This is a genomic window from Pseudomonas sp. NFACC37-1, assembly GCF_900101575.1.
GTDB classification, from domain to species: Bacteria; Pseudomonadota; Gammaproteobacteria; order Pseudomonadales; family Pseudomonadaceae; genus Aquipseudomonas; species Aquipseudomonas fluorescens_AA.
This window is the reverse complement of sequence record NZ_FMUZ01000003.1, coordinates 321069-335154: the sequence shown is the minus strand read 5'-3', so window position 1 is coordinate 335154 and position 14086 is coordinate 321069. Positions and strand designations below refer to the sequence as shown.

12 protein-coding genes are annotated in these 14086 nt (G+C 61.3%); 1 reads left to right on the top strand and 11 read right to left on the bottom strand.

Features of this window, described 5'->3' with window-relative positions; all coding sequences use genetic code 11:
- Window positions 1-16: 16 nt before the first annotated feature.
- Window positions 17-730, bottom strand: a complete 714-nt coding sequence (gene pgl, locus BLP82_RS06020; protein WP_092166029.1) for a 6-phosphogluconolactonase — start codon at window positions 728-730, stop codon at window positions 17-19.
- Window positions 717-2186 (bottom strand): glucose-6-phosphate dehydrogenase, encoded by a 1470-nt coding sequence (zwf, locus tag BLP82_RS06015; RefSeq protein ID WP_060738865.1) that lies wholly within the window; start codon window positions 2184-2186, stop codon window positions 717-719. The genes pgl and zwf overlap by 14 nt, the downstream gene beginning before the upstream one ends.
- A 196-nt stretch (window positions 2187-2382) precedes the next feature.
- On the opposite strand from zwf, the gene BLP82_RS06010 reads away from it, so the two are divergent.
- Window positions 2383-3243 carry a MurR/RpiR family transcriptional regulator gene (locus BLP82_RS06010; protein ID WP_170842276.1) on the top strand — a complete coding sequence of 287 codons (861 nt, stop codon included), beginning with the start codon at window positions 2383-2385 and terminating at the stop codon, window positions 3241-3243.
- 134 nt (window positions 3244-3377) lie between these two features.
- Here the strand turns inward: BLP82_RS06010 and BLP82_RS06005 are convergent, their stop codons facing one another.
- From BLP82_RS06005 to BLP82_RS05965, 9 genes are all read right to left on the bottom strand, one after another.
- Complete coding sequence (locus BLP82_RS06005; RefSeq protein WP_092166028.1) at window positions 3378-4232, bottom strand: D-hexose-6-phosphate mutarotase; 855 nt, start codon at window positions 4230-4232, stop codon at window positions 3378-3380.
- Window positions 4233-4499: 267 nt separating this feature from the next.
- Complete coding sequence (locus BLP82_RS06000) at window positions 4500-5846, bottom strand: carbohydrate porin (RefSeq protein WP_092166027.1); 1347 nt, start codon at window positions 5844-5846, stop codon at window positions 4500-4502.
- Between the two features lie 129 nt (window positions 5847-5975).
- Complete coding sequence (locus tag BLP82_RS05995) at window positions 5976-7136, bottom strand: ABC transporter ATP-binding protein (RefSeq protein ID WP_092166026.1); 1161 nt, start codon at window positions 7134-7136, stop codon at window positions 5976-5978.
- Window positions 7137-7138: 2 nt separating this feature from the next.
- Window positions 7139-7984, bottom strand: a complete 846-nt coding sequence (locus tag BLP82_RS05990) for a carbohydrate ABC transporter permease (protein ID WP_003198539.1) — start codon at window positions 7982-7984, stop codon at window positions 7139-7141.
- Window positions 7977-8885, bottom strand: a complete 909-nt coding sequence (locus BLP82_RS05985; protein ID WP_060738869.1) for a carbohydrate ABC transporter permease — start codon at window positions 8883-8885, stop codon at window positions 7977-7979. Before BLP82_RS05985 ends, BLP82_RS05990 begins: the two co-directional genes overlap by 8 nt.
- 104 nt (window positions 8886-8989) lie before the next feature.
- Window positions 8990-10291 (bottom strand): ABC transporter substrate-binding protein, encoded by a 1302-nt coding sequence (locus BLP82_RS05980; protein WP_060738870.1) that lies wholly within the window; start codon window positions 10289-10291, stop codon window positions 8990-8992.
- 116 nt (window positions 10292-10407) lie between these two features.
- Window positions 10408-11667: a D-mannose isomerase gene (locus tag BLP82_RS05975; protein WP_092166025.1), complete on the bottom strand. Its 1260-nt coding sequence runs from the start codon at window positions 11665-11667 to the stop codon at window positions 10408-10410.
- Between the two features lie 228 nt (window positions 11668-11895).
- Window positions 11896-13365, bottom strand: a complete 1470-nt coding sequence (locus tag BLP82_RS05970; protein WP_092166024.1) for an ATP-binding protein — start codon at window positions 13363-13365, stop codon at window positions 11896-11898.
- Entirely contained in the window at window positions 13355-14086 is a 732-nt protein-coding gene (locus tag BLP82_RS05965; RefSeq protein WP_060738873.1) for a response regulator, read from the bottom strand. Before BLP82_RS05965 ends, BLP82_RS05970 begins: the two co-directional genes overlap by 11 nt.

The window sequence follows — 14086 nt, the reverse complement described above, 5'->3', positions numbered from 1 at the left end:
GCGGCTGATCCTTGGTTCATGGGCACCAGTAAATCTCTAACGTAGGTTGCAAAAACGCACGGATCGGCATTTCGGCGACATCGTCACCTGCCACCGCAGCGTTCAGGGTGGTCAATTTCGACTGACCGGAAATCGACAGCACTTTGTGTTGCGCCGAAGCCAGCAAGGCGCGGCTCATGGTCAAGCGCTGGTGCGGCACGGTCGGTGCCAGCATCGGCCAGCAGCGGCGTGCGCCATTGGCGTCCAGGGCTTGGGCCAGGTTCGGGCTGTCGGGGAACAGCGAGGCGGTGTGCCCGTCATCACCCATGCCCAATACCAGCACGTCGATGGGCGGCAGCTCGGCCAGCAAACGATCGGCCTGCTCGGCCGCCGCTTCAAGGTTGGCACTGGCGCTGTAGAGGCTCAGGAACTGGGCCTTGGCTGCCGCGCCTTGCAACAGATAACGCTTGAGCAAGCCAGCGTTGCTGTCGGCGTGTTCAACCGGCACCCAGCGCTCATCGGCGAGGCTGACCACCACCTTGGACCAGTCCAGCGCCTGCTTGGCCAAGTGCTGGAAAAACGCCACCGGGCTGCGGCCACCGGACACCACCAGGGTCGCCGTGCCGCGGGCATTGATCGCATTGCGCAACTGCTCGGCCACGTTCAGCGCCAGGCCTTCGGCCAGCAGCACCGGGTTCTTGAATTCATGAGCGCTCACGCCCTGGGGCAGTTTCACTTCAGATATCGCCATACCATGACCTCCCATCCCGCGTGATCAGTGCAATGGAGCTCATCGGCCCCCAGGACCCCGCCGCATACGGCTTGGGCGCATCGCCAGATTTTTTCCACCCGGCAATCAACTGGTCACACCACGTCCACGCGGCTTCGATTTCATCTTTACGGACAAACAGGTTCTGATTGCCGTTCATGACTTCCAGCAACAACCGCTCGTAGGCATCGGGAATCCGTGCGCTGCGATAAGTGTCGGAGAAGTTGAGTTGCAGCGGACCGCTGCGCAATTGCATGCCCTTGTCCAGGCCCTGCTCCTTGGTCATCACCCGCAAGGAAATCCCTTCGTCCGGTTGCAGGCGGATGATCAGCTTGTTGCTGATCTGCAAACGCTGCTCGGGCGCAAAGATGTAGTGGGACGGCTCCTTGAAGTGGATGACGATCTGCGACAGCTTCTGCGGCATGCGCTTGCCGGTACGCAGGTAAAACGGCACCCCGGCCCAACGCCAGTTGCGGATGTCGGCGCGCAGGGCGACGAACGTCTCGGTGTCGCTCTGGGTGTTGGAATTGGGTTCTTCGAGGTAGCCAGGCACCGACTTGCCCTCGCTGTGGCCGGCGATGTACTGGCCGCGCACCACCTGGGTAGTCAAGCCTTCCGGGCTGATTGGCGCGAGGGCCTTGAGCACCTTGACCTTCTCGTCACGGATGCTGTCGGCGGACAAGTCGGCCGGTGGGTCCATGGCGATCAGGCACAGCAGCTGCAGCAGGTGGTTCTGGATCATGTCCCGCAGTTGGCCGGCCTTGTCGAAATAGCCCCAGCGGCCTTCGATACCGACCTTCTCGGCCACGGTGATTTCCACGTGGGAAATGTAGTTCTGGTTCCACTGGGTTTCGAACAGGCTGTTGGCGAACCGCAATGCGATCAGGTTCTGTACCGTCTCTTTGCCCAGGTAGTGGTCGATGCGATAGGTGCGGTTTTCCGGGAAGAACTGCGCCACGGCGTCGTTGACCTTGCGCGACGACTCCAGGTCCGAGCCAATGGGTTTCTCCAACACGACCCGGGTGTTCTCGCTCAAGCCGACCTTCGCCAGGTTCTCGCAGATCGCCCCATACACCGCCGCGGGGGTGGCGAAATAGGCAATGACCTGCTGGGTCGAACCGGCTGCTTCGGCCAGGGCGACATAATCGTCGGCCTTGAGGAAATCCACGTGCAGGTAGGTCAAACGTGCCAGGAAGCGCTCGAGTACGGCTTCGTCCAGATCTTTTTCGCCGACATAACGGCGCAGCTCGGCGGCGATGAATGCCAGGTGCTGCTGCTCACCGCCGGGCTCACGGGCCAGCGCAATGATCCGCGTGTCCTCGTGCAACAATTGGGCGCCATCGAGCTGGTACAGGGCAGGAAAGAGCTTGCGCAAGGCCAGATCGCCCAGCGCGCCGAACAAGGCAAAGGTGCACGGTTCAACCGTAATCGAAGGCATGATGTTTGTTCTTTTATCAAGTTAAACTACAAATACCTTTTTTCAAGGTATCACTCAAGGAAAAATGTAGTAATAACCACAACATTTTTCGAAAATACCGATTCCGAGTGGTGGTCCGCCGGAGCCATCAGTAGGATAGGCCACCGCAAAGGGTCGTATCAAAGACCCGTCTTCCTAGGAATCTTGTATGGACCGCGTGCGAAACTTACTGGAACAGATCCAGAGTCGCCTTGAAGACCTGAACAAGGCCGAACGCAAGGTGGCCGAGATCATCCTGCTCAACCCGCAGCAGGCGACCCGCTTCAGCATCGCCGCCCTCGCCCAGGCAGCTTCGGTCAGCGAACCGACCGTCAACCGTTTCTGCCGCTCGTTCGGCGTCAGCGGTTACCCGGAACTCAAATTGCAATTGGCCCAGAGCCTGGCCAGCGGCGCGGCTTATGTCAGCCGCGCGGTAGAAGCCGATGACAACCCGGAAGCCTATACCCGCAAGATCTTTGGCAGTGCCATTGCCTCATTGGACAGCGCCTGCCAGGCCCTTGATCCCAATTTGATCAGTCGCGCCGTGGACCTGCTGATCCAGGCCCGGCAGATCCACTTCTTCGGCCTCGGCGCCTCCGCCCCGGTGGCCCTGGATGCCCAGCACAAGTTTTTCCGCTTCAATCTGGCAGTGACCGCTCACGCCGACGTCCTGATGCAGCGCATGATTGCGTCGGTGGCCCATACCGGCGAGCTGTTCGTGATCATTTCCTACACCGGCCGCACCCGCGAGCTGGTGGAAGTGGCGCGCATCGCCCGGGAAAACGGCGCCTCGGTATTGGGCCTGACCGCCGAAGGCTCGCCGCTGGCCAAGGCCAGTACCCTGAGCCTGAACATCCCCCTGCCCGAAGACACTGATATCTATATGCCGATGACCTCGCGGATCATCCAACTCACCGTACTGGACGTGCTCGCCACCGGCATGACCCTGCGTCGGGGCGTGGACTTCCAGCCGCATCTGCGCAAGATCAAGGAAAGCCTGAATGCCAGCCGGTATCCGGTGGGGGATGAGTTCAACTGAACCGATCCAGAAGCCTCGCTGCCTGATCATTCCCACGCGGAGCGTGGGAATGCCTCAAGGGACGCTCTGCGTCCAGTGACGCGGAGCGTCACGGGCTGCATTCCCACGCGGAGCGTGGGAACGATCATCCAGCGTTAAGCCCCCACCCACGCCTGCAAACTCAGGTGCGCCCGCTCCCCCGGCGCAAGGCACAGGCTGTCGGTGCCGCCACTGGCCGCCTCGACGCAGACAAATTCACTGACCTCGTCCCAACTCACCCCCAGCAACGGCCGCGCTCCCGGATGCCAGACCACGGTGTCGGCACTGTCGCCGGTGTCGATGCGCAATTCGCGCTGCCAGGCGTGATCCTTGAGCTGCAATTCACCCTCATGCTGGAACACTCGCTGGCAGCCGCCCTCGACCCGCAACTCACCTTCCTGCTGGCAAGCCGCACGGCTCAACTGGTCGTAACCCTGGGCACCTTCGAGCCCAGACAGCGCTACCTCACCGACATCGCCAATACGCCAATAGGCATGCAGGGCCTGGCTCAACTGGCACGGCAGGCTGTCCTGGTGCTCGGTGCTCAAGCGCAGTTCCATGCGCTCGCCCAGGTCGGCATGCAGGTCTACTTGCCAGTCGCACAACTGCAGCTGCCAGTGCAGATGCACACCCTCTTCATCACTGTGGCTGTCGAGCAACTTCCAATCGATCAACCGCGCCCAACCGTGGGACGGCCAGGCGTTTTCGCTGGGATGGCGGCCATACCACGGCCAGCACACCGGCACCCCACCGCGTATCGCACCGACGTTTGGCCATTTGGCCGCGCACCACAACCAGGGCTTCTGGCCTCGCGGCTGAAAATGCAGCAACTGTGCGCCCTGGCGACTGAACACCGCCTGGCACAACGGATGATCGATCACCAACACATCGCGTTGCCGATAGCGCTCCCACGCGAACACCGGGCGTTCGCGCAAGGATCTGAAAAAGCGTTGTAGCGGATGCTCATGCATGGGCCGCGGTCCTGGAGATCATTGAATACTCAACTGGATGATGCACACTTTTGTGGCGAGGGGATTTATCCCCGCTGGGGCGCGCAGCGGCCCTGAAACTGGCAACTCAGTGCATCAGGTTACTGGTTGGGGACTGCTTCGCAGTCCAGCGGGGATAAATCCCCTCGCCACAGGGTTCTGCTCCAGCCAAGCACTTCCCAAAAAAAAGCGGACAGCCTTGGCCGTCCGCAAATATGCGCACATAGAGAGGAGCTTATCGCAACAGCGTTAGAACACCGACTGAATTTTCAGGCCGGCCACCAGCGCGTTGTCGACTTCATCAACACCACCTGGGTGAGTGATGTACTGCAGGTTCGGACGCACGGTCAGCCAGTTGGTCACGTGGACACCGTAGTTGAGTTCGTAGTTGTACTCAGTGCTACGCAGCGGTGCGAACAGCGGATCGTTATAGTCGCTGACACCATTGGCATCGTTGGTCAGCTCGGCGTTTTTCTTCACGTCTTCGTTGACATGGATGCGGGAGAAACCGATGCCGATGTCATCTTTTGGACGCGCATCGAATGGCCCCTTGTACACGAACATCAGCGACTGATAGTTGTCGACGACGTTGGTGTCCTTGTCGTGGAAGGTCGCGTTGGCGGCGATGTTCAAGCCGCGGGACGCGTCACCGTTGTGAGTGGTGAGTTGTTGCTGTGCCACGAACCAGTAGCCATGCTTGCTATCGTGGCTGCGATAGGCGTTACCGGTGGTTGCGGCATCGTCGCCGTTGTCGTCTTCACGGACGTCATCGGCATTGGCCGTGCTCTTGTAGTAACCCACACGGTACTCACCCGGCAGGCTGTTGACCTTCGGCGACCAGACCAATTCGACCGGGATCACGGTGCCCTTGGTACCGCTGCCGCTGAGCTTGAAGCCGTTACCGTGCTCCAGTTGCGAAGGGTTCTGGTTGTACGCGCCGATCTGCGCATAGAACTCAGGCGTGAGGTTGTATTTCACGCGGATCGCGGCCTGGCTGACGGGCCAGTTGTACCAGATATTGGTGGCCCAGTTACCGACCTGGGAACCGCAGAAGGCCAGGTTCTGGAATTCGCAAGGGAAGGTGTTGAAGTCTTCGCCTTCGCCGAAGTAACCGGCCTTGACGTCCAGCTTGCCGTCGAGGAACTGGTGCTTGATCCACAACTGGGTCAGACGGACCATGTGACCACGGCCGTAGACTTCCTGGGAGGAACTCAAGGTCCCGGCACGCGGATCGCCGACACGGTCGTTGGAGATGTTCTCGCCATTACGATTGGTCAGCTGGATCTTGGCCTGGGTGTTATCCCAACCCCACAGCTTTTGCAGGTCCAGCGCCACGCCCAGGCCAAACTGGTCGGAGTAACGCGCGGTCTTGTCGTTGTTGTAGCCGCCGTGCAGGTTGCCACCGACTTCACCGACGTAGTCGGCCTTGATGTCGATACCCTGCTCGATCAGCTCGGTACGCTTACCACCCCAGTCACCCGTCATCCACTTCGAGTCGGCGCTGAACGCCTCGTCCGCGTGTGCGCTACCGGCCAGCATCATCGCCGCAACGGCTGACAACTGGCAGATTAGCTGGGCGTTGTTTTTCTTCTTCATCCCTACATCCTCGTCTTTATTGTTATTAACTGTTTTTATCTAACGCGGTTTACAACGATTGCGGCGGGTGGTCCCCACTCACCGCATACTCCTTCTTGGTGGGCGCACGCTGGCTCCCACGTTTGTTCTTCATCGGCCTTTGAACTGCGCCACGTTGGCGCTGCGTACGTCAGCTTGCGGCTGGCCGGCCACGCCCAGGCGTTCGCCGGACTGGGCATCGAACAGCAGCACTTTCGAGGGATCGAATTGCAGCGTCAGGGTCTCCCCGACTTGCGGCGCCACGTCGGGTGCCAGGCGGCAGCAAACCTTGGTGTCGTTGAGGCTGACGAACACCAGGGTGTCCGGCCCGGTAGGCTCGGTGACCTGCACTTCGGCGCGAATGGTCGGCAAGCCATTGGCCTCGCTGCCCGCCAGCGCGATCTGTTCCGGGCGCAGGCCCAGGATCACTTCGCGGTCTTCCAGGCCGGCGTCCTGCATGCCCATCGGCAACTCGCAACGGGCCTGGCCGCTGTCGAGCAGCGCCAGCAGGCGGCCGTCCTTGCGTTGCAGGCGCAGCGGGATGAAGTTCATCGGCGGCGAACCGATGAAGCTCGCCACGAACAGGTTGGCCGGGTTGGTGTAGATGTCTTTCGGGGTACCGAACTGCTGGATGATCCCGTCCTTCATCACCGCCACTTTGTCGCCCAGGGTCATGGCCTCGATCTGGTCGTGGGTCACGTAGACCGTGGTGGTCTTCAGGCGCTGGTGCATCAGTTTCATTTCGGTACGCATCTCGACCCGCAGCTTGGCGTCGAGGTTGGACAGCGGTTCGTCGAACAGGTAGATCTTCGGCCGCCGCGCCAGCGCCCGGCCCATGGCCACGCGCTGTTGCTGGCCGCCGGAAAGCTGGCCGGGCTTGCGATTGAGCAGGTGCTCGATTTGCAGCAGCTTGGCCACGCGATTGACTTCTTCGTCGATGGCCGACTGGTTCATCTTGCGGATTTTCAGGCCGAACTCGATGTTCTCGCGCACGCTCATGGTCGGGTACAGCGCGTAGGACTGGAACACCATGGCGATGTCGCGATCCTTCGGGCTCATGCCGCTGACATCCTGGTCACCGATCATGATCGCGCCGCCGGTAATGGTCTCCAGGCCGGCGATGCAGTTCATCAGCGTCGACTTGCCGCAGCCCGAAGGTCCGACGAGGATCAGGAACTCACCGTCCTTGATCGACAACTCGATGTTCTTCAGGGTGTCCGGCAGGCCGGCACCATAGGTCTTGTTTACGTTGCGAAGTTCAAGCGTTGCCATGATTACCCCTTGACTGCGCCGGCCGTCAGGCCGCGCACGAAATACTTGCCTGCGACCACATAGACCAGCAGGGTCGGCAGCCCGGCGATCATCGCCGCCGCCATGTCCACGTTGTATTCCTTGGCCCCGGTACTGGTATTGACCAAGTTGTTCAGCGCCACTGTGATGGGCTGCGAATCACCGCTGGAGAACACCACGCCGAACAGGAAGTCGTTCCAGATCTGCGTGAACTGCCAGATCAGGCAGACCATGATGATCGGGGTGGACATTGGCAGGATGATCCGCCGAAAGATGGTGAAGAAACCCGCACCGTCCAGCCGCGCAGCCTTCACCAGCGCATCGGGAATGCTGACGTAGTAGTTACGGAAGAACAGCGTGGTGAATGCCAGCCCATAGACCACGTGCACGAACACCAGGCCGGTGGTGGTGCTGGCCAGGCCCATCTTGCCGAGGGTGAACGAGGCCGGCAGCAGCACAGTCTGGAACGGCAGGAAGCACCCGAACAGCAACAGGCCGAAGAACAACTGCGAACCGCGAAAACGCCACATCGACAACACGTAGCCGTTCAAGGCACCGATGGCGGTAGAGATCAGCACCGCCGGGACGGTGATCTTGATCGAGTTCCAGAAGTAGCCGTCCACCGTGGCCCAGGCCTTGACCCAGCCGATGCCGCTGACCACGGTCGGCCAGCTCAGCAGGTTGCCGGTGCTGATGTCTTCCGGCGTCTTGAAGCTGGTCAGCAACATGACCACCAATGGCACCAGGTAAAGCAATACGGCGAGGATCAGCACCGCGTAGATCGCGATGCGACTCAGGCTGATGGAAGGTTTGGCAGCGAGACTAGTCATGACGCTTGGTCCTCAGCTCGGAGTACAGGTAAGGCACGATGATTGCGAGGATCGCACCGAGCATCAGGATTGCGCTGGCCGAGCCCATGCCCATCTGGCCGCGACTGAAGGTGAAGGAATACATGAACATCGCTGGCAGGTCGGAGGAATAACCCGGGCCACCGGCCGTCATCGCCGCCACCAGGTCGAAGCTCTTGATCGCGATGTGCGCCAGGATCATCACGGCGCTGAAGAACACCGGGCGCAGGCTCGGCAGCACCACTTTCCAGTAGATGCGCGGCATGCTCGCGCCATCGATCTGCGCGGCACGGATGATCGATTGATCGACACCCCGCAGGCCGGCCAGGAACATCGCCATGATGAAGCCCGAGGCCTGCCATACCGCCGCGATCACCAGGCAGTACACCACGCGGTCCGGGTCGATCAGCCAGTCCAGGCGGAAGCCTTCCCAACCCCAGTCACGCAACAATTTGTCCAGGCCCATGCCCGGGTTGAGCAGCCATTTCCAGGCCGTACCGGTGACGATCATCGAGAGCGCCATCGGGTACAGGTAAATGGTGCGGATGAAACCTTCGCGACGAATGCGCTGGTCGAGAAACACCGCCAGCAGCACGCCAATCACCAAGGTGATGCCGATGAACATGCCACCAAAGAGCACCAGGTTCTTGCTCGCCACCCACCAGCGGTCGTTGTCCATCAGCCGCGCGTATTGCGCCAGGCCGGCCCATTTGTAGTTCGGCAAGAACGTCGAGGTGGTGAACGACAGGACGAACGTCCACAAGATATAGCCATAGAAGCCCACCAGAACGATGAACATGCTCGGCGCCAGCACCAGTTTCGGGAGCCAACGCTGTAATGCATCGAACGGCGAGGCCTTGCTGAACACAGCGACAGAACTCATGGGAAGATCCAAAACAGAGAATAAGGACTAAGAGCAGCTACAAGTGACAAGCTGCAAGCTGAGCGCACCCACTTGTAGCTTGTCGCTTGTAGCTCGCGGCTGCTCTACTTGGCCGACTGCACCGCAGCGCCCAGTTTCTTGGCAGCATCGGCCGGGTCGGCTTTCGGGTCGTTGATGTAGTTGGTCACCACATCGAAGAACGCACCCTGTACCGCCAGCGTGGTCGCCATGTTGTGCGCCATGCTCGGTTGCAGGCCGCCGGACTTGGCGTCCGTCAGGAAGTCCTTGGCCGCGGTCTGGGCGCAGGAATCGAAACCGTACTTGGCCATGTCGCCCAGCATGTCGTTGCGCACCGGGATCGAGCCTTTGTTGATGCTGAAGACTTTCTGGAAATTCTCACCCAGCACGACCTTGGCGATATCCTGCTGGCCGGCCGCGGTGCCCGCGTCCTTCTGCTTGAACACCGCCAGGGAGTCGATGTTGTAGGTGAAGGCCTTGTCGGTGCCCGGGAAGGCCACGCACTCGTAGTCCTTGCCGGCGACTTTCTTCGCCGCGGTCCACTCGCTCTTGGCCCAGTCACCCATGATCTGCATGCCGGCCTTGCCGTTGATGACCTTGGCCGCTTCCAGGTTCCAGTCCTGGCCCTTGCCGTCGGCGTCCATGTAGGTCGCGACTTTCTTCAGTTCGGTCAGGGCCTTGACCATTTCCGGGCCGGTCAGGGCCTTGTTGTCCAGGTCGACCAGGGCCTTCTTGTAGCCATCGGCACCCATCACCGAGAGCACCACGGCTTCGAACACGGTGCTGTCCTGCCACGGCTGGCCACCGTGGGCGAGCGGAATGAAGCCCGCGGCCTTGAGCTTGTCGCCCGCCGCGTAGAACTCTTCGAGGGTGGTCGGGTTCTTGGTGATGCCGGCTTTCTTGAAGACTTCCGGGTTGATCCACAGCCAGTTGACGCGGTGGATGTTCACCGGCACGGCGACGTAGTCACCGTCGTACTTCACGGTATCGGAGACTTTCTTGTCGAGCAGGCTGTCCCACTTCTCGGCCTTGGCGACGTCCTTGAGGATGTCGGTGTCGAGCAGCCCGGTGGACGCCCACTCCTGGATGTCCGGGCCCTTGATCTGGGCGACACCCGGTGGGTTGCCGGCCACGGCACGGCTCTTGAGCACGGTCATGGCAGTGGAACCGCCACCACCGGCGACAGCGCCGTCCTTCCAGGTAAAGCCGTCTTTTTCTACCTGGGCCTTGAGCACATCGACCGCGGCTTTTTCACCACCCGAGGTCCACCAGTGGACGACTTCCACGGAACCTTTGGATTCGGCGGCAAGGGTAGTGACAGGGAAGGCTGCGACGGGAAGCAGGGAAGCAAGAGAAATGACAGTAGCGAGGCGAGAAATCGCATTCATCTAGAATTACCTTTCTTGTTGTTATGCATGCAAGTCTGGTGCTTGCGCTGCATGGATTCTAATCAGAGGGAATCCCTTCGCAGGTAACGAAGGGACGTGCAAATGTCACGACATGGTTACACAGGCGCTGGGCTGGATAACCGCGCCAGGGCTGACGCCATGCTCGGTGCCAGGGGCAGGCGCGGGATCAAGACGGCCTGCCAGGCGTGATACAGGTCCGGCTTTCCCGGCCAGATATCGGCGCTGGGACGGTTTTGCGGATCGAGCTCGTGATGCCAGCTGCCGTTGCAGCGATCGATGAAATGTTTGTCACAGAATTCCCAGAAGCAGCGGTACCAGGCTTCGTATTTCGCCTCGTCGGTGCGCTTGAGCAAGGCGCTGGCAGCGGCTGCCGCTTCGGCGTGAACCCAATGCAGGCGGTGACGAACCACGGCGCGGTTGTCCCAGTCCAGGGTGTAGACAATGCCCGGCGCGCCATCGACGTCCCAGCCATGGCGGCAGTTCTGGTCGAAGAGTTTTTGCGCGTCCTGGGCCAGCCACCCCGGGGTCAGCATACCGATCTGGACCCGTGCGGCTTCAAGGTGCAGCAGCAGCCGCGCCCACTCGAAACCGTGGCCGGGAGTGGTGCCATAAGGGCGGAAACCATCGGCAGGATTGTCTTGGTTGTATTCGCGCAGCGGCTGCCAGTGGCGGTCGAAATGCTCCACCACCAAGTAGTCGTTGGCAGCGGCATGGCCGTGGATCACCCGTTCGACGATACGCAGGGCACGGGCCAGCCAACGAGGATCGTCAGTGGCGTCGGCCAGGGCCAGGAAGGCTTCGGTGGCGTGCATGTTGCTGTTGGCGCCGCGATAGGCCTCTTCCTCGCTCCAGTCGCGGTTGAAGGATTCGCGCAAGGCGCCCTCCTCTTCACACCAGAAATGCTCATCGATGATCCGCACCGCTTCGTCCAGCAACGCCGCAGCGCCAGGACGCTGGGCCACCACCGCGGAACTGGCCGCCAGGGCAACGAATGCATGCAGGTAGGCAGCCTTGCCAGCACCGTCTTGATCAGGCCGCGTCGTGGCGAACCAGCCACCGTGCTCGGCGTCGCGCAAGGGGCCGCTGAGGGCCTGGATGCCGTGGTCCACCAACTCGGCAAAACCCGGCAGGCCCTGGATGTGAGCCATGGCGAAGCTGTGGGTCATGCGCGCGGTGTTCATGGTTTCCGCCCGGGCATCGGCCGGCAGGCGGCCAAGCTCATCCAGGTTGCCAAAGCCGTCCGGCAGCTTCGAGGCCTTGGCGAACGCCAGCAGCCGCAAGCCTTCATCGGCAAGCCATTGCTGGTGGGCAGGGGCGTTCAGCCAACTGCTGAAGGCCGGTTGGAAGGTGTCCATCGGGGTACCTTTTTTGTTGTTTTGACGCAGGGAGTCTAAACAAGGGAGGGTCGGCGGCAGGTAACGAAAGGGGCGAGTTATGTCACCGACTTGTGACATTTGAATGAGAGAGATGGATTGAGACGACTGGCGCCATCGCGAGCAAGCTCGCTCCCACAGGGGTTTTGTGAACGCCGAAGATCCAGTGTGGGAGCGAGCTTGCTCGCGATGAACGATAACGCGGTCCGATCAATCCACACTGCGAGGCAACTGTAAGGTCACCCGCAACCCACCCTCACGCAGGTTTTGCAGGCTCACTTCGCCGCCATGGCTGTGGGCAATGTTGCGGGCGATGCCCAGGCCCAGGCCATAGCCCTGCTGTTGCCCGGCAAGGCGGAAGTGCGGTTCGAAGACTTGCTCCAGGCGCTGTTCCGGCACACCCGGCCCTTCGTCGTCGACGTGCAGGATGAACGCGGTTTCATCGTCATCGATGTGCAGGTGGGCGTTCTGTCCGTATTTCAAGGCATTGTCGATCAAGTTGCCGATGCAGCGCTTGAGGGCCAGCGGCTTGCCGGGATACGGCGCCAACGCCCGGCCATCCTGGGTCACCCGGCCGTTGCCGTTAGGTGCCAGGTAAGGCTCCACCAGGCAATCGAGCACATGGTTGAGGTCCACCGGCTCGATGTTTTCGTGGATGTCGGTGTCCTTGACGCATTGCAGCGCGCCCTTGACCAGTAGCTCCAACTCATCCAGGTCACGGCCGAACTTGGCTTGCAGGTTTTCGTCCTCCAGCAGCTCGACCCGCAGCCGCAATCGAGTGATCGGTGTGCGCAAGTCGTGGGAAATCGCGCTGAACAACTGGCTGCGCTCCGTCAGGTAACGGCTGATGCGTTCGCGCATGGCATTGAACGCTCGCCCCACTTCCACCACTTCGCTGCCACCGCCCTCGGCCACCGGTTCCACTTCGGCGCCCAGGGACATGTCGCGCGCGGCCCGGGCCAGACGCTTGAGGGGCCGGCTCTGCCAGTGCACCAGCAAACCGATGAACAGCAACAACAGGCTGCTGGTGAGCACGATGAAACCGACCTGTTGCTTGGGCAGGTCTTGTTCTTCGAGGCTGGTGTAGGGTTCGGGCAGCAACGAGGCGATGTACAGCCACTCCCCCGGCGCCATCTGGATCTGCGTGACCAGTACCGGCGGATTCACCGGTTCAAGCGTCAAGGCGTAGTGGGCCCACGAGCGGGGCAACTCATCGAGTTTCAGCCCGGCGTTGAAAATCCGCAGATCGTCCGGGCTGACAAAGTTGACCGAGATGTCGGCGTTATTGCCCAGGGATCGGCGCAGCACATCGTCCACCGCTTTGAGCACCGCCAGCTTGCGCGGCGTGACCGGCAGCACGTCCATGCCCAGGGGCTTGTCGTTGAGGGTAACGACGAACCGCGTACCGCCCATGCTGCGCAACTGATCCAGCACCAGCGGCCGGTAAGCCACCGGCAGCGAACGCAAATAGCTGACGCTGGCGGTCATCGAATGGGCCAGGCTACGGGCGCTGGTGACCAGGCCTTCGAGCTGGGTGGCGCGCAGTTGCGAGACCCAGATCAGGCTGGACAGGGTCTGGGCGAACAACACCACCAGCAAGGTCAGCAGCAGCATCCGGCCCAGCAACGAGCGCGGTACCGGTACCCGCCGAGCGATTTTCCTGATCCAGTCAATGCCCATTGCTGGCAACCACACTGGCCGCCAGTTGATAACCGCTGCCACGCACCGTGCGAATCAGCCGCGGTGGTTTGTCGGTGTCACGCAGGCGCTGGCGCAGGCGACTGACCGCCATGTCGACGATCCGGTCCAGGGGCATCAGCTCGCGACCACGGGTCGCATTGCCGATGGTGTCGCGGTCGAGGATTTCCTGGGGATGATCGAGAAACAGCTTGAGCAGGGCGAAGTCGGCGCCGGAGAGAATCACTTCTTCACCGTCGGTGTGGAACAGCCGATGGCTGACCATGTCCAGCCGCCATTCATCGAAGGCCAGCACTTCACCGCCGGAGCGTTCCTGGCCGAATTGCGCCCGGCGCAGCAGCGCCTTGATGCGCGCTTGCAATTCACGCGGGCTGAAAGGCTTGCCCAGGTAATCATCGGCGCCCAGCTCAAGACCGATGACCCGGTCGGCCTCGTCGGAACTGGCGGTCAGCATGATGATCGGCACATGAGCCTGGCGTGGGTGCTGGCGAACCCAGCGGCAAAGGCTGAAACCGTCTTCATCGGGCAGCATCACATCGAGGATCACCAGGTCGCTCGGTGCATCGTTAAACGCCTGGCGAAACCCGGCGCCGTCGGGTGTGGTGCGCACCTGGAACCCCGCACGGCTGAGGTAGGTGTCCAGCAGTTCGCGAATCTCCTGGTCGTCGTCGACCAACAAAATCGATTTGTTTACTGAACTCAC